This window comes from Mesorhizobium sp. CA10, assembly GCF_020165285.1.
Taxonomy (GTDB): domain Bacteria; phylum Pseudomonadota; class Alphaproteobacteria; order Rhizobiales; family Rhizobiaceae; genus Mesorhizobium.
The window spans coordinates 79,135-98,141 of record NZ_JAIUHV010000006.1; the positions used below are offsets into that span (position 1 = coordinate 79,135).

The following is a 19,007-nucleotide window of genomic DNA, read 5'->3' on the forward strand; positions in this document are numbered from 1 at the left end:
ATGCCGCATTACGAACGTATCCTGATCACTGGCGCCGCCGGCCGGCTTGGGTCAGAGCTGCGCAAGGGGCTGGTGCCGCTGGCAAAGACGATTCGCCTGGCGGGGCGCCACCCGTTCGGTGATCTCGCGCCTCACGAAGAGGAAGCGGTCTTCGATCTCGCCGACATGGAAGCCACGATCGCCGCGACCAAGGATTGCGACGCGATCGTGCATTTCGGCGGCGCGCCGCTCGAATGCGAGTGGCAGACCATCCTCGATTCCAGCATCCGGGGCTCCTACCACATTTACGAAGGCGCGCGGAAACACGGCGTGAAGCGTGTCATCTACGCCTCGTCGGTGCATGCCATCGGCTATCACGAGATCGAGGCGCATATCGGCGTCGACGCGCCGGTGCGCCCGGATAGCCTCTACGGCGTGTCGAAGAATTTCGTCGAAAGCCTCAGCCGGCTCTACTGGGACAAGTTCGGCATCGAGACGGTATGCCTGCGCATCTTTTCGTCCTTCCCCGAGCCGGCCGACCGCCGCATGCTGTGGTCGTATCTCTCCTTCGCCGACTGCGTGCGCTTGGTGGAAGCATCGCTGACCGCGCCGCGCGTCGGCCATACGATCTCCTTCGGCATTTCCAACAACAAGCTAAAGATGGTCGACAACAGCGGCGCGGACCACCTCGGCTTTATCCCGCGGGACAGCGCCGAACCGTTTCGCGCCACAGTCGAGGCAAAGACCCCAGTTCCCGATCCAACCAGACCGTCGGTGAAGTATCTCGGAGGCTGGTTCTGCGAGCTTGGCCACCCTGACGATACGCCAGTATGACGATTTACGACAGCGGGAGTAACATGTGGTTTAATCACGCCAACTGGCATCACAGAACGCGCTTCGCATGCGCGAAATCTCTCAGACTGATGCCAGCAATACCTGGCCCGGACCCAAAGCGATTGTCCGTGGACTGAATATCAGAAGCGCGCGGATTTCGCCGAAACGCGACAACGGTCGCTCAAGTTCAGCACTCGCGATGGCTGGCTCGATTCGATGTCCTTGAAAGGCGTAAAAAACGCTTCGAGATTCTTCAAACGAGGGGGGTTCGAGTCCACATTGTGGGCAACTCTCAAAAAATACAGCGAGAACAATGGCTTACGGGGGTGTTTTGGTGGGCACGGAGGGCGGCCTCAGAACATTGATTTTATTGGCTTTTCGTGGGCGAAAATTGAGAACCTTCCCGTATCTTTCCGTATGGTTCCGCAGTCTATCTAGCTAGACCCATCGTTTCTCAACCATCCTGCTGGTATCTGGCCGATGGCGCGCATGTCGTCCCCGGGGGCTATCATGTGCCTACCTGATGCGGTAGCTGACGCTGCTTGGCCATCGGCGGCCGACCGGTTTGGGCCGTTTCCAGATTGTCCGCTTGTGGCGGGCGGAAGTCGGTCAATGACAGTAACTTGCCCGGAGGGCGTCTGAGGATGATTCGCTAGAAAATGAGCTTTCGCCGACTCCGGCCTAAGCCCCTTGTCACGACGAGACCAGCGCGTTAGCCATGCGCTCCAGCCCTCGACGCAATAGAGGACGCGGACAGCCGACATTGAGGCGAATGAATCCTTCGCCACCGGGCCCATATACGCGGCCATCGTACAAATTGACCCCGGCACGATTGACAAAGAACTTCTGAACTCCTTCCACCCGGCGATCGAGCGCGCGCGCATCCAACCACACCAGAAACGATGCGTCGGGCATCATCGGCGTAATTCCTGGAAGATGTTCGCGGGCGAATTCGCAGACCAGATCTATGTTGCCGGCGATGTAGCGTGTGAGTTGGTCGAGCCATGGCGCGCCGGTACTGTAAGCGACCTCCAGAGCGAGGCGGCCGAAAAAGTTCGCGTTCACCATGAATGAGGCCTGCATCGCCGCAAGAAGCTTGTCGCGGCGCTTTTTGTTCGCCACCGAAATGGTCGCCGAGGGAATGCCGGCCAGGTTGAAGGTTTTCGTCGGCGCCGTGCAGATGAACGACTTCTCGGCCGCATCCTCACAGATGGAGGAGAAGACAATGTGGGGTCGGCCGGACAGTCTTATGTCACAGTGTATGTCGTCGGAAATGACCAAAACCCCATGGCGCTCACAAATAGCGTTCAGTGCCGTCAGTTCCTCAAGCGTCCAGGCTTTTCCGGCAGGATTGTGAGGGTTGCAGAGCAGAAATATCTTGGCGCCGCTTGCCGCCAGCGTCTCGAAGTCCTCGAGATCGAGCTCATACTTGTTGTCTTCCAGCTTAAGGCGGTTCATAAGCAGAACCCGTCCGTTTCCCTGGACCACTTCGAAGTAGGGCGAGTACACAGGCGCCTGAACAATGATGCCGTCACCCGGTTTCGTGAAGGTTCGCAGTATCGTCGCCACTGACGGCATGATCGCCGGCGCGGGAAGCAACGATTCCAGCTTCGGCGACCAGTTGTGGCGTCGTGCAAACCACGATTGCACGATCTCATAGTGGCGCGGATCGCGACGGGTGTAGCCGTAAATACCGTGGTCTGCCGCTTCGCGCAGCCGCGCGACGACGGTTTCCGGAGCCCGGAAATCCATATCCGCCGTCCATAGCGAGAGCAGGTCTTCGCCCTCGACCCGCGGGGAGAACTCATCCCATTGATTGGCCCATTTGACCGATCCGAATTGCTGGCGGTCGTGGATTTTGTCGAGATCCACTCCTGCAACGCTTGCTGCCGCGATCGACGGATTGGACGTGTCTGCACATGCCATTTGTAATGCCCGCAAAAGTCTGTTGTCGCGCTTGCCGCACTGCCTGCGGCGTCGCTATTTGAGGATTTGCGCTAGAAACTGGCGCGCCCTCTCCGATCGGGAATTGGCGAAGAACTCATGTGGTGTGTTCGCCTCAACGATCTCGCCGTGGTCCATAAACACCACTCGATCGGCTACCTCCCGCGCGAAACCCATCTCATGCGTGACGCAGAGCATCGTCATGCCCTCGCTGGCGAGCGACACCATCGTGTCAAGGACCTCCTTCACCATCTCCGGATCGAGGGCGGAGGTCGGCTCGTCGAAGAGCATTACTCTTGGGTTCATGCAGAGGGCACGGGCAATCGCAGCGCGTTGCTGCTGGCCACCCGACAGCTGTCCCGGATAGTTGGTCGCCTTCTCCGCGATCTTGACGCGATCGAGATAATGGCGCGCCAATTCTTCTGCCGCCATCCGCGGCATCTTTCTCACCCACACCGGCGCAAGCATGCAATTCTCGAGCACCGTCAGGTGGGGAAACAGATTGAAGTGCTGGAACACCATACCCACGTTGCTGCGGACTTCGTCTATCCTGCGGAGATCCTGCGCCACCGGCTTTCCGTTGACGATGATCTCGCCCGATTGATGCTCCTCGAGATGGTTTATGCATCGGATCATGGTCGATTTGCCCGACCCGGATGGGCCACAGATCACGACTCGCTGACCGCGAGGCACCGAGAGATTGATGTTCTTGAGCGCATGGAACGAGCCGAACCATTTGTTAACGTCGCGCAGCTCGACGGCGACGACGGACTCGCCGGGTGCTTCCCTTCTCGGAGCGTACACTGCTTGAGGCATCGTCGTTCGTTCCTAGGATTTGTGGCCGCGCGCCAGCTGGCGCTCCATTGACTGCGAGTAACGGGACATGCCGAAGCAGAAGCCCCAATAGACCAGCCCCGCAAAAAGGTACCCTGTTGAGGAGATCGTAGGGCCTGCCCAGCTCGGATCGACCCGCGCCGTTTCGACGGCCTTCAAGAAGTCTGCGATGCCGACGATGGCAACCAGCGTCGTGTCTTTGAACAGGCCGATGAATGTCGAGACAATGCTCGGGATGACGATCGTCAATGCCTGGGGCAGTACGATCAGGCGCATCATGTCGAAGTAGCTGATGCCGAGCGCCTTCGCCGCCTCGTATTGGCCTTTCGGGATCGCCTGAAGACCGGCCCGCACAACTTCTGCCATGTAGGCGGAGGAGAACAAGGCTATGGCGATGAGCGGGCGCAGGAGACGATCTGGCGTCAAGTAATCCGGCACGAAAAGCGGCATCATGAAGTTCGCCATGAACAACACAGTGATAAACGGCACGCCCCGAACGACTTCGATGAATGTTAGGCAAACCGCCTTGACGATTGGGAGGTCCGACCTGCGTCCGAGCGCCAGGAGGATCCCGATCGGAAGCGAGAAGACGATGCCCACGATCGACATGAGCAGCGTAATCAAGAGGCCGCCCCAGAGCGTGGTATCATTCACGGGCAAATGGAGCAGAGCGACGCCACGCAAGAGAACGAAGGCGGCAACGGGGTAGAAAACGAAAAATAGCATTGCCGCCAATTTGCGCCGCGGAGCCTTCGTCCACAGCAGCCAAGCTATCAGGATGGCCCCGATCGCCTGCGTGAGATCAACGCGCCACCGCTCGGAAATGGGGTACGCGCCGTATCGCAGATAATCGAATTTCTCCGCGATGAAGGGCCAGCAGGCTCCTTCCGGGTTCGCACGGCAGGCCTCTCGGCCGCCGCTCCAGACCGCGTTGAGGATGGCGAAGCTCAGAAACTGATGCAGCAGCCACACCGCAAGGAGGACAAAGCATATTGTCAGCGCGCCTGAGAAAGGCGTCGAGAACAGATTCCTTTTGACCCAGGTCAACGGACTCGGCCGGACATCGGCAGGCGGTGCCATCGCCGGCATCAGTGCGAGATTGACGATTGGTGGACGCAAGGATTGATCGATCATGAGTCACCTCTCGACGATCGCAAAATGCCGGTTGAACGCGTTCATGGCCAACGAGGTGACAATGGAGATGGCGAGATAGACCGCCAGGGTGATTGCCATCACCTGGACGGCCGCTCCCGTCTGGTTGAGCACCGTCCCCGCAAAGATCTGAACGAGGTCGGGGTAGCCGACGAAGACGGCAAGCGACGAGTTCTTGGTCAGGTTGAGATACTGACTTGTCAGAGGCGGTATGATGATGCGCAGCGCCTGCGGAACAACGACCAGGCGAAGCGTCTTGCCCGGTGAGAGCCCCAGCGCGTAGGCAGCCTCGGTCTGGCCCTTCGGCACCGCCTGGATGCCACCACGGACGATCTCGGCGATGTAGGATCCGGTGTAGACCGACAGGCCGATCAGGAGAGCGGCGAACTCCGGATAGAGCTGATGTCCGCCTTGAAAATTGAACCCGTGCAGCTGCGGCCTTATGAACGATACCGGCTCGCCGGCCGCCAGGAAAATGACGAGGGGAAACCCTATCAAGGTCGCGAGGCTAACCAAGAGCACTGGCAGTTGCCTGCCAGTTCGTCTCTGGGCGCGCTTGGCGTAGAAGCAGAAGACGATGCAGAAGAAAATGGCTGCCGCGAATGCCAGGTCCACCAGCCCCGCTCCCGGATGCAGCTGGATCTCCGGAATTATGAGGCCGCGATTGTTGAGGTAGATGCCGCCGGGAATTTCGATCGACGACTTCGGCGCGGGCAGCGGCTTGAGCACGGCGTTGTACCAGAAAAGCAGCTGCAGCAATAACGGGACGTTGCGTATGACCTCGACATACGAAGTCGCGACCTTCGCCACGATCCAGTTTTGCGACAAGCGGGCAATGCCGACCACGAAGCCGAGCAAGGTTGCCAACAGGATTGCCAGCAAGCTGACGTAGAGCGTGTTGACCACGCCCACCCAGAAGGCCTGGCCGTAGGTAGAAAGCGTGTCGTAGGGTATGAGCGTCTGATTGATGTCGAAGCCGGCAGCCTCATTCCAAAAGCCGAATGAAAGCGGGATTCCCCGTGCCCGCATATTCGAGGTGGTCTGGATGCCGATACCGAGGGCCAAGGCCAACAGACTGCCGGCGAGCAGGACCTGGTAGAAAATGCCTCGCACCTTCTTATTGTGCAAAGAGAGGCTTCTGCGCGGCTGCACGGAAAGCGTCAAATCGGACATGGCCGGTCCTGTCGGGTAAGCACAACGGCGCTGGCGATTATGCAGCAGCGCCCGGCAATGATGTCTTGTTAGCGAATTGGCGGAGCGTACTGAACGCCGCCCTTGTTCCAGAGCGCGTTGAGGCCGCGCTCCATTTTGAGCGGCGAGTCCTTGCCGACATTCCGGTCAAAGACTTCACCGTAGTTGCCCACCTGCTTGATCACCTCGACCGGCCAATTGTCGCCGAGCCCGATGTCCTTGCCTATGCTGCCTTCTACGCCGAGCAAACGGCGGATGTTCGGATTGTCCGACGATTTCATTGCATCGACATTTTTCGAGGTGACCCCAAATTCTTCAGCGGCCACCATGACATAGAGCGTCCACTTCGCCACATTGAACCACTGATCATCGCCCTGCCGCACCGCTGGGCCAAGCGGTTCCTTGGAGATCAACTCGGGAAGCACGATGCTGTCGGCCGGCTTGGCCATGCGCAATCGCGACGCGTTCAAGGTGGAGGTGTCCGCGGACAGGACGTCGCAACGCCCCTCCTCAAAAGCCTTCACGACAGCTTCCTCGTCGGCGAACCCAACCGTGCTGTATTTGAGCGATTGCGAACGGAAGTAGTCGGCAAGGTTCAATTCGGTTGTGGTGCCTTGGGTGACGCAAATCGATGCGCCATCCAGCCCCTTGGCTGATGTGATGTTGTCCGCTTTGCGCACCATAAACCCCTGACCGTCATAGAAATACGTGCCAGCGAAAAGAATGCCGAGCGACATGTCGCGGGAGGATGTCCAGGTTGCGTTATGCGCGAGAATGTCGATCTCTCCCGACTGCAACGCGGTGAAGCGATCTTTCGGCGTCAACGGAATGAACTTCACCTTTTGCGCGTCGCCAAGCACGGCGGCAGCCACGGCACGACAGTAATCGACGACGAATCCAGTCCACTTGCCTTCATTGTCCGGAAGGCTGAAGCCTGCGGTTGCTGAATTTGTTCCGCAGGTGAGGACTCCATTTTTCTTGACATTGTCGAGGGTTGCGGACCACGCCGATGAGGCGGTGCACGCCATGGCTACGGCAATCAAACCCTTAAGCATCGATCTCATTCCGGCATTCCCCTGTTTTTATTGGGGTTCAGTCTGCACGTTGCGCAAACTATTCGTCAAATTGATTGTTTTCATTGTGAAAATGAATATCGATCATAATTTGCACGCAGAAAGAGCGGTCGGCATTTAGGTTGCTGTGCAGTAGCCTAGTGAAACAGGGTTCAGTGGGCGGCTATTGTTTCGGTCGACCTGGTGCTCCGATGTCGACGATTGAACTTCGGCGCCTCTTGGCCTGGGACTCGTTGTAGATGCCCACGATCACCTCCCGAAGCCACTTGGTCCCCGGATCGTTCGCCATCTGACGGTGAACGACGAGCCACGCATTGACATCCGAAATAGGAAGCGGTGGCGAGATAAGGCTCACTTCACTTCTCTCATCCAGCATCTGCAGAATGGCATCCCCGCAATGGGTGATCAGTTCGGTGCCGCGCAGCGCCCAGGGAAGCACCAAATAGTTCGAGATGGTAGCAACGACGTTGCGCCGCAGACCGCGCTGCTTGAGGGCGGCATCTGCCAGCCCCTCTGCTTGACCATCGGCCGAGATCTGGAGGTGGGAACTGGCCAAGTAAGCTTCCAGCGTCATACCGCCGCTGGCGATCTTACTTCCACTCCACACCGCGCAAAAAAGGCGGTCCTGCCCGAGCTCCACCTTCAGGAGATTCGGATCGTCGCGTATTGCCGCTCCCGTCAGCGCACAGTCAACTTGCCTCAGATAGACCGAGGAGCCGATGTCGGGTCCGTTTGCGGGAATGACGTTCAGTGTCGCGTTAGGGGCTTGCCTCGAAAACTCTCGGATGAGCCCCGGGATAAATATCATGGCATGATAGTCGGTAAGTCCAACGCGAAAGTTGCGTCGGGTCGTTGCCGGATTGAACACCTGATGCCGGTCGATCGAGGCCCGAATCGTTGCCAGCGCAGCAGAAATGTCAGACAGCAACTCCACTGCCCGAGGCGTCGGTCGCATCTCGCCCCCATCTCTGGTGAACAATTCATCCCGCAATAGAAACCGAAGCTTCGCCAAGGAGTGGCTCACAGCAGATTGTGTTCTGCCCAATTCGGTAGCCGCGCGCGTGACGCTTCTCTCACGCATCATTACATCGAAAACGCGCAACAAGTTGAGGTCCATGTCGACAAAGTTCATAGCGGCACCTCGTCCGTAGAGATCGCGGCTCTGCACCACGCTCCACCAAGTGAGGTATTAAAGGTGAAGATGCCGCCTGGACAGTGAAGATAGCTCCGCCCCAGCGATGATCGACGCCCCTGGACCAGCACTGATCGAAATCAATCATCGCACCAGGGGATTGTTGAGGCGGCTGTGACGGCCTTTCCAAACTGCTAGGCGAGAAGATCGCGCGGTCTTTCGCCTCTCGCACCGGAGCCGACATTTATGCCCTGCGGATCGGTGGCGTCGTCGAGCCGAAGGACTATGCCCGCTTTCCGGAATTCCTGGCCGATCCCTCGAAGCGGCGGCGCGACGCCTGGACCTATATGGACGTGCGCGATCTCGGTCAGATCGTCGACCTGTGTGTCGAGAGGGACGGCTTGGGATTCCAGATATTCAACGCCGTCAACGACACCATCGTGTCTGAATTGCCGACGGCGGAGTTTCTCAGGAAGCATGTGCCCAACATACCGGTCACCCGCGCCATGGACGCATTTGAGGGACCGATCTCCAACCGGAAGCTGCGCGACGTCCTTGGGTTCCGGCAAGAGTATGACTGCCGGACACAGTGACCCGATCGTGCCCCACGGGCAGCGGCGACCGGCTTGATAGAGCCACTACATCCGGCTGATCTCTGACCAGCTCGTTCCAGGCGTCAGGCGGTGACAAGCCACCCAGGCCGAATGTCGCGCCGTATCACAATCGGCAGAGCGTCAACATGATTTCTCTTCCGAGCTTACTAGCGATGAAGGTACCTCTCACCTCGGGCAAGGTCCGTCCGCGCAGTCAGTCTTGTCGAGATCGAGAGATTTACAGCGACTAGCCTGTAGGGACGTTTCCACCCCCGGAAGTCAAAGGATAAGCTGCGGTCGGCGAGTGGTGAATCGGCTTCTTTTGGCGAACCATTTCGTAGCCATTGATTTATACCGACTATGTTAGTCGCTGAGGGTGTGAGGCTTCGAAAGAAAATCAATGGCCTAGCGGCTGGTTAGCCGACCCATATCCTTCGTATTCTGGCGAACTAGGGAGCGGCTTCTTTCCCACAAAAATGGTCGCAGGGCGCATGTATGGACCATGACGGTATGAGCGCGGCTGGTTTGGGCCGCAAGCGGGCCGGCAGCTTAGGGCAGCGGAACCTTCAAGAACGGACATTATTCTCGCATCGTGATCTGGTTCAGAACCGATATCCGGCCGCAAGAGCATTGAATCGATCCGGTTCAGCGATTTCGCTGCTCCTGACCGATGTCAGCTACGCTGCTGGACCCAGATGTTGGAAGAACTGCAGGAACAATTCACGCTCGGTGGTGATGTCGAGCTTTTCATAGATGCGGCGGCGGTGGTTCTTCACCGTGCCGACGGTGATGCCGAGCCGCTCGGCAATGTTGGCGGTGGGATGGCCGGCGAGGATGAGCTGCACCAGTTCGCGCTCGCGCGATGAAAGCTCGGGCCAGAGGCTTTCCGGAATTCTGGGCTTCTGCTGCGGCGAGGCGCCGGGACCACTGGGCGCCGAGGTGCGGGAGAAGTCTGAGCCGCGTGCTTTGATGTCCAGCGCATGCAGCGCCTCGAACACCGGCAATCGCTCGGTGAGCAGCGCGATCTCGCTGTCCTTGAACGACACCGTCGAGCGGTCGAGGAAGATGCCGAGGCACCAGTCGCCGCCATCGGCCAGCATGATGCCGACCTCGTCGCAGATTTCCGACTGCGCCAGGAAACCGGCTATGTACTGCCCGCGTTTGGCCTCCTCGTTGGCCAGACCTTTCAGCGGCATGATGCCTAGCCGGCGCTGGCTGCGCCACGAGGCATAGAACGGATCGAAGACGTAGTAATTGTCGAGATAGCGCCGCACCATCTCGTCGGAGAAGCGCCGGTGCTTGACGAATTCCGGCGTCTTGGTCGCCGAGTAGCGCGTCACCGTCACCAGGTCATGCGCGATGTCGGCGCCGATCAGGTCGATCAGGCAGTCGACATGCCGGTCGGTGCCGGTGGCGGCGATCGCCTTGGCCAGCGGCGCCCAGATGTTGCCCATGCGCATGCCCTTTTCTCGGCGAACCCGGCCCAAGCGTCATTGTGTCTTTAGGCATATGGCGCGATCCGGCTTTGGGAATCTAGCCTGCGGTCACTCTCGGCAAGGGAAAGGGACCCGTGGACCAGATTACCACCAACCCAATCGTCATCGGCATCGACGCCGGCGGCACCATGACCGACACGATCCTTGTCGATCAGGACGGCCACTTCAAGATCGGCAAGTCGGCGACCACTCCGAAGAACGAGGCCGAGGGCTTCCTCGCCTCCGCCGAGGATGCGGCCGATGCCTGGGGCATCTCGCTGCAGGACCTGTTCTCAGGCGTCAATGTCGTACTCTATTCCGGCACCGGTATGCTCAACACGCTGTTGTCGCGCACCGGCCGCAAGCTCGGGCTGATCACCACCAAGGGCCTCGAGGACATGATCCTCATGGGCCGCGGCCTGCAGGCCTGGGCCGACTATTCCTATGCCGACCGCCTGCATGCGGTCACCCATCACCATCCCGATCCGCTGGTGCCGCGCCGCCGCACCCATGGCGTCACCGAGCGCATCGACCAGTTCGGCGACGTCATCCTGCCGCTCTACGAGCACGAGGTGCATGCGGCGGCGAAGAAGCTGATTGCCGACAAGGTCGAGGCGATCTGCATCATGACCATCTTCTCTCACGTCAATCCGGCGCATGAGAAACGCATTGCCGAGATCTGCCGCGAGGAGATCGCCACCGCCGGCGCCGACATCCTCGTCTACACCAGCCATGAGGTGCGTCCGGTCATCCGCGAGCAGTCGCGGCTGAACTCGGTGCTGATCGAGGCCTACGCCACTTCGCGCGGCCGCAAGCAGCTCAAGGGCATCGAGGACGTCTCCAAGAAATACGGCTTCAAATATGGCGTGCAGACGCTGCTCTCCTTCGGTGGCCTGACCTCGATCGACCATCCGCGCCTGCACGAGACGATGATCTCCGGGCCGATCGGCGGCATTCTCGGCGCGGCCTATGTCGGCAAGCTGATTGGCAACGACTCGCTGATCTGCTCGGATATGGGCGGCACGTCCTTCGACATGGGCGTCATCACGCGCGGCCAGACGCGGATCGAAAACGAGCCGCTGATGGACCGCTTCAAGCTCAACGTGCCGACGCTGCATCTCGACACGATCGGCGCTGGCGCCGGCATGATCCTGAAGGTCGACCCGCTGACCCGAAAAGTCTCGCTCGGACCGGAAAGCGCCGGTTCCGATCCCGGCCCGATCTGCTTCGCCAAGGGCGGCACCGAACCAACCATCGCCGATTGCGATGCTATCCTCGGCCGCTTGAACCCGCATTACTTCCTCGGCGGCAAGGTCGTGCTGCAGGTCGAGAAGGCGCGCAAAGCCTTCGAGGAGAAATGCGCCCGCGTTCTCGGCGTCGGTGTCGAGGAAGCTGCCGAAGGCATGATCGACATGCTGGAGGCCGACGCTAACAATGCGCTCCGCCGCGTCATCTCCGGCCAAGGCATTCACCCCTCGGAATTCACGCTTCTGTCCTATGGCGGCTCGGGGCCATTGCACCTCGCCGGCTGCTCCAGGGGCATCGGCTTCAAGGACATCATCACCTTCCAGTTCGCCGCAGCCTTCTCGGCCTTCGGCTGCACCACGGCCGATTTCATGCGCCGCCATTCGGTGTCGACGCAGATCGACATCGGCGCCCGCGCCAGCGATGACGAATTGCAGGCCTTTGGCAAGAAGGTGACCAATGTCTGGGACGATCTCACCAAGGCTGCGGTCGACGAAATGATCGCCGACGGCCACAGCCACGACAAGATCAAGACCGTGCCGTTCCTGATGATGCGCTACACCGGCCAGCTCGAGGACGTCGAGGTCATGGCGCCGCTGTCGGCGGTTCGCTCGGCCGACGACATGCGCAAGGTCATCGCCGAGTTCGAGGCGGTCTATGCCAAGGTCAACCACCGCGTCTCGCGCTATGGCGAGGCCGGCTTCTCGATCACCGAGCTCGGGCTGATCGCCACCGCCGACAAGGTCAAGCCGATGCTGGTCAAGCGGCCGCTCGGCAAATCCGATCCGGCGTCCGCCCACAAGGGCGTGCGCGATGCCTATATCGGGGGCCGCTGGCACAAGGCGAATCTCTACGAGATGGACTTGCTGCAACCCGGCCACGAGGTTGTCGGCCCCGCCATCATCGAACATCCGGCGACGACGCTCGTCGTCCATCCGCAGGATCGCGTCCATGTCGATGAATGGACGCTGCTGCACTACACTCACGCTTGAGAAGGGCGAACGCCATGCTGGACAAACCCGCCTCTGCGCTGCGCATCCGCGAAAGGCTGCTCGAATCCGAACGGCTGATGGACGAGACCGGCTGCTATGACGGCATCACCGAGCTCAAGCTGCGCAACCAGGATCCGCTGAAATTCGAGACGCTGCACACCAAATTGCGCGCCTACTGCGTATCGGCCCGCGAGATGGCGCGCCGCATCTCCGCCTCGCCCGGCGTGCGCGAGGTCGGCGAGATGGTCGTCGCCATCTACACGCCGGAAGGCGATGCCATCGCGCTTTCCAACGGCATCATGGTGCATGTGCACACGATGAGCCGCTTCATCAAATGGATGATCCGCAACGGCTACGAGGAAAACCCGCAGATCCGTGATGGCGACATCTTCGCCAACAATGACGCCTTCATCGGCACCGTCCAGGTGCCGGATGTGATGGACGTGGTGCCGATCTTCCATTCCGGCAAGCTCGTCGGCTGGGCCGGTGCGGTCTGCCACGAGCTCGAAGCCGGCGGCATCACGCCGGGCGGCGACGTTGCGCTGGCGCAGGAACGTTTCACCGAGGGCCTCTTCGTCTGCGCCGAGAAGGTCGGCGAGAATGACGAGCTTCGGCGCGACTACGTCATCCGCTGCGAGCGCAATCTCCGCATGCCGATCTACTGGGTGCTCGACGAGAAGGCCAAGGTGGCGTCGTGCATCGACATGCGCGAAAGCGTCAAGGCGCTGATCGACGAGATCGGCCTCGACTACTGGATGCAGGTGTCGAAGGAATTCATCGAGGAGGGCCGCCGCGCCCAGCTCGCCCGCACGCGCCAGCTAACGGTGCCCGGCATCTATCGCGGCCACACTTTTTATGGCCACGTCACCAAGGGCAAGCCCGGCTACCAGCCGCTCGGCGATCCCGACTGGCTCTATAACGTCCCGATCGAGATGGAGATCACGTCGGACGGCAAGATCAAGATGGACTTCGAGGGCACGCAGCCCTGGGGCTACCATTCGATGAACTGCACGCCGGCCGGCATGGATGGCGGCATGTTCGTGACGCTGACGCAGCACATGAACTTCGAGGGCCTGGTCAATGACGGCGCCTGGATGGCGACCGAGCTGAAGCTGCCGCATGGCACCTGGACCAACCCCGACAATGAGATGGTGGCGACCGCCACCTCCTGGGCGCTGCTGCTGCCGGCCTATGGCGTCTTCCAGAGGCTCTTGTCGCGCTCCTTCATCGCGCGCGGCTTCGTCGAGGAGGCCTTTGTCGGCCAGGTCAACAGCCCGATGATCGAGATGGGGGGCACCAGCCAATACGGCACGCCCTTCGGCATGGCGCATTTCGAATGCGCCGCCGCCGGATCCGGCGCGCTCGCGATCAAGGACGGCTTGGACACCGCCTATGTCGGCTGGAACCCGGAATCCGACATGGGCAATATCGAGATATGGGAACAGAACATGCCGATGCTCTATATCGGCCGCTCCATCGTCCCCAACTCCGGCGGCGCCGGCAAATATCGCGGCGGCTGCTCCTTCCTGTCGACCTGGCTGGTGAGCAAGACCGATCATCTCAGGCTGGTCACGTCCGAACATTCCTCGCGCGTGTTCGACAATGGCGGGCTTTGCGGCGGCTATCCGGCGCCGACCTGCCAGAAGCACCGCGCCGTGCGCGAGAGCAACATATTCGAGCTGGCCGAAAACGGCGCGCCGCTGGCGCACCACACCGGCACCAACCCGTATCGCTCGGAGCTGGAAATGCGGCTGGAAGGCGAGCATGTGACGCTCGAAGGGCCATACATCACAGCACCCCACAAGACGGGCGACGTCTTCACCCATTCCTACAATGGCGGCGGCGGTTACGGCGATGTGCTCGAGCGCGATCCGGTCAAGACCGCCTGGGATGTCGAGAACGGCTTCCTCACCAAGGAGGCTGCCGAAGGCATCTTCGGCATCGTGCTCGATGAGGACGAGGAAGGCTTCCCGATCGCCAATCTGGACGCCACCAAGCGCCATCGTGCCGAAATGCGGGCGCGACGTTTGGCTCGTGCAAAACCGGTTTCCGAATGGATCGCCAGCGAGCGCGAAAGGGTGAAGGCGGCCGATTTCGCGCCCGAGGTGAGGAAGATGTATGTCAGCGCGATCAAGCTTTCGCCGCGCTTCACCAAGGATTTTTCGACCTTCTGGGATGTCGACGCCAAATCGACCTTCGGCGTGGAGTAAGGGACCATGACCTCATACAGCAAGGAAGTCATCGCCGACCTGGTTGCCGGCACGCTGCCCTGGCCGCAGACGCGCCGCATCATGAGCGCCTACAAGGACGACGACCGCTTCTTCAAATATGTCTCGGTGCTGCAGGACCGCGTCGGCTGGAGCGATCCGATCCTGCTTCCGGTCGGCGATCATCTCTTCATCTGCCAAAGCGGTGACGAGCGGGTGACGAAATGCGAATGCGGCCATTCCTTCGGCGACTATCGCAAGAACTGGAAGCTGAAGGCGGCGATCATCGTGCGCGACAGCGAGGAGACGCTGCGCGAGATCTACCCCAACAGCGATCTGCCGGATCCGGACTGGATGGAGATCCGCGAATTCATCTGCCCTGAATGTGGCACGCTGCATGAGGTCGAGGCGGCGGCGCCCGGCTACCCGATCGTGCATGATTTCGAGCCCGATCTCGAAGGATTCTATCGCGATTGGCTTGGCAAGCCGCTGGAGCCGTCGAACAAAGGAGGCTGATGCCGCAAATGGGCCGCGTCGCAGGCAAGGTGGCGCTCGTTACCGGGGCCGGTCTCGGCCTCGGACGGGCGTCGTCGCTTTTGCTGGCGTCGGAAGGCGCCAGGCTCGTCGTCAGCGACATAGACGAGAGGCTCGCCGGCGATACGGCGGCGCAGATTATCAAAGTTGGCGGCGAGGCGTTGGCGCTTCGCCATGACGTCTCGAAGCCCGAGGATTGGTCTGCCGCCATGGCGGCGATCGAGCAGCGCTTCGGCCGGCTCGACGTGCTGGTCAACAATGCCGGCATCGCCATCGCTCGGAACATCGAGGATACCTCTTTAGCCGAATGGCGGCGCACCATGGCGATCAACCTCGACGGCGTCTTCCTCGGCTGCCAGGAAGGCATCAAGCTGATGAAGAAATCCGGCGGCGGATCGATCATCAATCTCTCTTCCATCGACGGCGTCATCGGCGAGGCGGATCTTGCCGCCTACTGCGCCTCCAAGGGCGGCGTGCGCACCTTGACCAAAGCGGTGGCCGTACACTGTGCCGAGCAGCGCTACGGCATCCGCTGCAATTCGATCCACCCCGGCTATATCTGGACGCCGCAGACCGAGAATTATCTGCGCGATCTGGGCACGCTCGAGCAGGAGAAGGCGAAGGCGCTGTCGCGCCATCCGATCGGCTTCCTCGGCGAACCCAACGACATCGCCTACATGGTCCTCTACCTCGCCTCGGACGAATCGAAATTCGTCACCGGCTCCGAAATGGTCGTCGACGGAGGCTATCTTGCAGTGTGAACACGGAGCACGTTCGCGATGACCAACCTCACCGGCCGCAGCGCCATCGTCACCGGCGGCTTTTCCGGCATGGGTTTTGCCATCGCCACGGCGCTCGCCAAGGCCGGCGCCAATGTCGCCGTCGGCTCCTATGTGGCGCCGCCGCAGGCGGACAGGGCGGCGGATGCCGCCTACTATCCCGGCGCCGACGAGATCGAGCGCGTCAAGTCAGCGCTGGCTGCCCACGGCACCAAGGTGCACGCCGCCCATCTCGACGTGCGCGACAGCGCGCTCACCAATCTCTTCTTTGCCGAAGCCCAGGCGGCAGTCGGCCCGGCAGACATCCTGGTCAACGCCGCCGGCACCACGGCCGAGCAACCGGTCTGCGGCCATTCCGACGAGCTCTGGGACAAGATCGTCGACACCAATCTCACCGGGGCGTTCCGTACGACCCGCGCGGTCCTGCCCGGCATGATCGAACGCGGCTGGGGCCGCATCGTCAACATCGGCTCGACCGCGGCTTCCGTCGGCTGGAAGGACAATCCTGCTTACTGCGCATCCAAGGCCGGCCTGCTCGGGCTGACGCGTTGCGTGGCGCTCGAAGGCGCGGCACACGGCGTCACCTGCGTCATGATCAGTCCGACCTGGGTCGAGACCGAGCTGATGCGCCGCAACGTGGCGCAGGTCGTCGAGCGCGAAGGCAAGGGCCGCAGCGCAGAGGAACTGATGGACGAGTTCAGGAAAGGCAATCCCCAGGGGCGCATGATGCAGCCGGAGGAAATCGCGGCGCTCGTCGTCTTCCTTTGCTCGGACCTCGCCAGGGGGATCACCATGGAAAACGTCCAGATCACCGGCGGCGCCTTGTGGTAGCGTCGGTGGGGGGTGATGGATTCCGGTCTCGTGGGAGGAGACCGGCATAGACGGAAGGACCATCAACAGACAGGGGAACTGACATGAAAATAAGAAATGCCTTGCAAGGGGCCTGCCTTGGCCTCGGGCTGATGCTTGCCGCAACGACGGCCGGGCAAAGCGCCGATCTTGGCGCGAAGGACGAGCCGATCAAGCTCGCCATGCTGGAATGGACGGGCGCGCACGTCTCCACGCACATCGCAGGCCAGCTTCTGGAGAAGCTCGGCTATAAGGTCGAATACGTCACCGCCGGCAATTTCCCGCAATTTTCGGGCCTCGCCGACGGCTCGCTCAGCGCATCGGTCGAGATCTGGTTGAACAATGTCGGCGACATCTATCCGAAAGTGCTGGCCGCCAAGCAGATCGAGGACATCGGCAAGCTCGATCTGAAGACGCAGGAAGGCTGGATCTATCCGAAATTCATGGAAAAGGTCTGCCCCGGCCTGCCGGACTGGACTGCGCTGAACAAGCCCGAATGCGTGCAGGCATTGGCGACGCCCGAAACCGCGCCCAATGGCCGCTTCCTCGATTACCCGGCCGATTGGGGCTCGCGCGCGGCCACCATCCTTGCCGACAACAACATGCCCTACACCGCTGTGCCGTCGGGCTCCGAAGGCGCGCTGGTGGCCGAGTTGGAAGCCGCCGAAGCCGCCAAGACGCCGCTCATCATGATGTTCTGGGGTCCGCACTACGCGCTGGCCGAGAACGACGTCGGCTGGGTGACGATGCCGCCCTGCAAGGAGCAGACCAACGAGCACTGCATCACGCCCCCCGACGTCGACAAGATCGTCTGGTCGGGCTTTGGCGCCAAATGGCCGGCGGCTTACGCCTTCCTCAAGGCCTTCAAGATGGATGCGACCGAGCAGCAGAAGATGATGCTGGCCGTCGACAAGCAAGGCAAGGATCTCGACGCCGTCGTCAAGGAATGGATCGACAAGAACGAGACGGTGTGGAAACCTTGGCTCGACGCCGCCAAGGGATAATTCGCCGATGTGCCTGGCAAAGGCTGAGGGCACCATAGGCCCGGTTTCCGCACTGCGCGGAGCCGGGCGGGCGATCGGCACGGGTGGTTGAGGATGAACACGGCCGCGCGTCCGATAAAGCTTGCCTGCCGAAATGTCTGGAAGGTCTATGGCCGGCGCCCGGCCTATTACTTCGACTCGCGCGGCTATATCATCGATCCCGATGCGCTGGCCGAGCGCCTGCGCGCCGAAGCGCATCTGCCGGCCGTGGTCGATGCCAGCTTCGAGGTGGCGACCGGCGAGATATTCGTCATCATGGGTCTGTCCGGCTCCGGCAAGTCGACCCTGGTGCGCTGCCTGTCGCGCCTGGTCGAGCCGAGCGCCGGCGAGATACTGCTCGACGGTAGGAACCTGCTTGCCGCCAGCGGCAAGGAGCTGATCGAGCTGCGCCGCCACGCCATGGGCATGGTGTTCCAGAATTTCGGCCTGCTGCCGCATCTGAACGTGTTGGGCAATGTCGCCTTCCCGCTGAAAATCCAGGGCAAGCCGGCGAAGGAACGCGAGGCCCGCGCCCGCGAGATGATCGCGCTGGTCGGACTCGAAGGCCGCGAGGCATCCTTCCCGCACCAGCTCTCCGGCGGCCAGCAGCAGCGCGTCGGCATCGCCCGTTCGCTTGCGGTGGGGCCGGAGCTCTGGTTTCTCGACGAGCCATTCTCGGCGCTCGATCCGCTGATCCGCAAGCAGATGCAGGATGAGTTCCTGCGCCTGCAGCGCATGCTGAAGAAGACTATCATCTTCATCACCCACGATATCGCCGAGGCCTTCCGGCTTGCCGACAGGCTGGCGATCATGCGGGCCGGCAAGATCGTGCAAATCGGCCGTCCCGCCGACATCGTGCTCAACCCGGCCGACGACTATGTCGCGCAGTTCACCGAGGACATGCCGCTGTTGCGCGTCATCACGGCCGGCGACATCGCCACGCCCGCCAATGGCGCGCTGTTGCCGGAACGAAGCGTCGTCGCCGATACCAGCCTAGAGGCGCTCATCCCGCAACTCGCCGCGGGCGCCACGGCCTTCACCGTTTCCGGGGTGGGTGACAGCCCGCCGGCGGTGCTCGACGCTGGCGCCGTGCTCGCGGTGCTCGAACGCGAGCAGGCAAGGCGCAAGAACTCATGACGGCGCCGGCCGCGGCATTTCGACCCTCATCGCGG

The 19,007-nt window shown here is 61.2% G+C and carries 15 protein-coding genes and 1 pseudogene; 9 read left to right on the forward strand and 7 right to left on the reverse strand.

What is annotated here, in order from left to right; genetic code table 11:
* Positions 1–813, forward strand: a complete 813-nt coding sequence (locus LB535_RS14790) for an NAD-dependent epimerase/dehydratase family protein (protein WP_224632731.1) — start codon at positions 1–3, stop codon at positions 811–813.
* Between the two features lie 693 nt (positions 814–1,506).
* Here the strand turns inward: LB535_RS14790 and LB535_RS14795 are convergent.
* The 6 genes from LB535_RS14795 to LB535_RS14820 form a co-directional block, all read right to left on the reverse strand.
* Positions 1,507–2,739, reverse strand: a complete 1,233-nt coding sequence (locus tag LB535_RS14795; RefSeq protein WP_224632732.1) for a MalY/PatB family protein — start codon at positions 2,737–2,739, stop codon at positions 1,507–1,509.
* Positions 2,740–2,793: 54 nt separating this feature from the next.
* Positions 2,794–3,573 carry an amino acid ABC transporter ATP-binding protein gene (locus tag LB535_RS14800; RefSeq protein WP_224632733.1) on the reverse strand — a complete coding sequence of 260 codons (780 nt, stop codon included), beginning with the start codon at positions 3,571–3,573 and terminating at the stop codon, positions 2,794–2,796.
* A gap of 12 nt (positions 3,574–3,585) precedes the next feature.
* Positions 3,586–4,725 (reverse strand): amino acid ABC transporter permease, encoded by a 1,140-nt coding sequence (locus tag LB535_RS14805; RefSeq protein WP_224632734.1) that lies wholly within the window; start codon positions 4,723–4,725, stop codon positions 3,586–3,588.
* 3 nt (positions 4,726–4,728) lie between these two features.
* Complete coding sequence (locus tag LB535_RS14810) at positions 4,729–5,916, reverse strand: amino acid ABC transporter permease (RefSeq protein WP_224632735.1); 1,188 nt, start codon at positions 5,914–5,916, stop codon at positions 4,729–4,731.
* Between the two features lie 68 nt (positions 5,917–5,984).
* Positions 5,985–6,998 (reverse strand): amino acid ABC transporter substrate-binding protein, encoded by a 1,014-nt coding sequence (locus LB535_RS14815; RefSeq protein WP_224632736.1) that lies wholly within the window; start codon positions 6,996–6,998, stop codon positions 5,985–5,987.
* Positions 6,999–7,170: 172 nt separating this feature from the next.
* A complete protein-coding gene (locus tag LB535_RS14820) occupies positions 7,171–8,139 on the reverse strand; it encodes a LysR family transcriptional regulator (RefSeq protein ID WP_224632737.1) in 969 nt (322 codons plus the stop codon).
* Positions 8,140–8,318: 179 nt separating this feature from the next.
* On the opposite strand from LB535_RS14820, the pseudogene LB535_RS14825 reads away from it, so the two are divergent.
* Positions 8,319–8,732 (forward strand): annotated as a pseudogene (locus LB535_RS14825) (NAD-dependent epimerase/dehydratase family protein); the annotation flags it as partial.
* A gap of 677 nt (positions 8,733–9,409) precedes the next feature.
* Here LB535_RS14825 and LB535_RS14830 read toward each other — a convergent pair.
* On the reverse strand, positions 9,410–10,192 hold the full coding sequence (locus tag LB535_RS14830; protein ID WP_140839218.1) for a helix-turn-helix domain-containing protein: 783 nt from the start codon (positions 10,190–10,192) through the stop codon (positions 9,410–9,412).
* Positions 10,193–10,302: 110 nt separating this feature from the next.
* On the opposite strand from LB535_RS14830, the gene LB535_RS14835 reads away from it, so the two are divergent.
* From LB535_RS14835 to LB535_RS14865, 7 genes are all read left to right on the forward strand, one after another.
* On the forward strand, positions 10,303–12,444 hold the full coding sequence (locus LB535_RS14835; protein ID WP_224632738.1) for a hydantoinase/oxoprolinase family protein: 2,142 nt from the start codon (positions 10,303–10,305) through the stop codon (positions 12,442–12,444).
* A 14-nt stretch (positions 12,445–12,458) separates the two neighbouring features.
* Positions 12,459–14,654, forward strand: a complete 2,196-nt coding sequence (locus LB535_RS14840; protein WP_224632739.1) for a hydantoinase B/oxoprolinase family protein — start codon at positions 12,459–12,461, stop codon at positions 14,652–14,654.
* Between the two features lie 6 nt (positions 14,655–14,660).
* Complete coding sequence (locus LB535_RS14845; protein WP_095768577.1) at positions 14,661–15,167, forward strand: acetone carboxylase subunit gamma; 507 nt, start codon at positions 14,661–14,663, stop codon at positions 15,165–15,167.
* Positions 15,168–15,175: 8 nt separating this feature from the next.
* Positions 15,176–15,946: a glucose 1-dehydrogenase gene (locus LB535_RS14850; protein ID WP_224632740.1), complete on the forward strand. Its 771-nt coding sequence runs from the start codon at positions 15,176–15,178 to the stop codon at positions 15,944–15,946.
* An 18-nt stretch (positions 15,947–15,964) separates the two neighbouring features.
* The gene (locus LB535_RS14855; protein WP_224632741.1) at positions 15,965–16,795 is read left to right on the forward strand and encodes an SDR family NAD(P)-dependent oxidoreductase; all 831 of its coding nucleotides are present in this window, start codon (positions 15,965–15,967) and stop codon (positions 16,793–16,795) included.
* Between the two features lie 83 nt (positions 16,796–16,878).
* Positions 16,879–17,817: an ABC transporter substrate-binding protein gene (locus LB535_RS14860; protein WP_224632742.1), complete on the forward strand. Its 939-nt coding sequence runs from the start codon at positions 16,879–16,881 to the stop codon at positions 17,815–17,817.
* Between the two features lie 93 nt (positions 17,818–17,910).
* Positions 17,911–18,972 (forward strand): glycine betaine/L-proline ABC transporter ATP-binding protein, encoded by a 1,062-nt coding sequence (locus LB535_RS14865; protein WP_224632743.1) that lies wholly within the window; start codon positions 17,911–17,913, stop codon positions 18,970–18,972.
* The last annotated feature ends 35 nt before the right edge of the window (positions 18,973–19,007 follow it).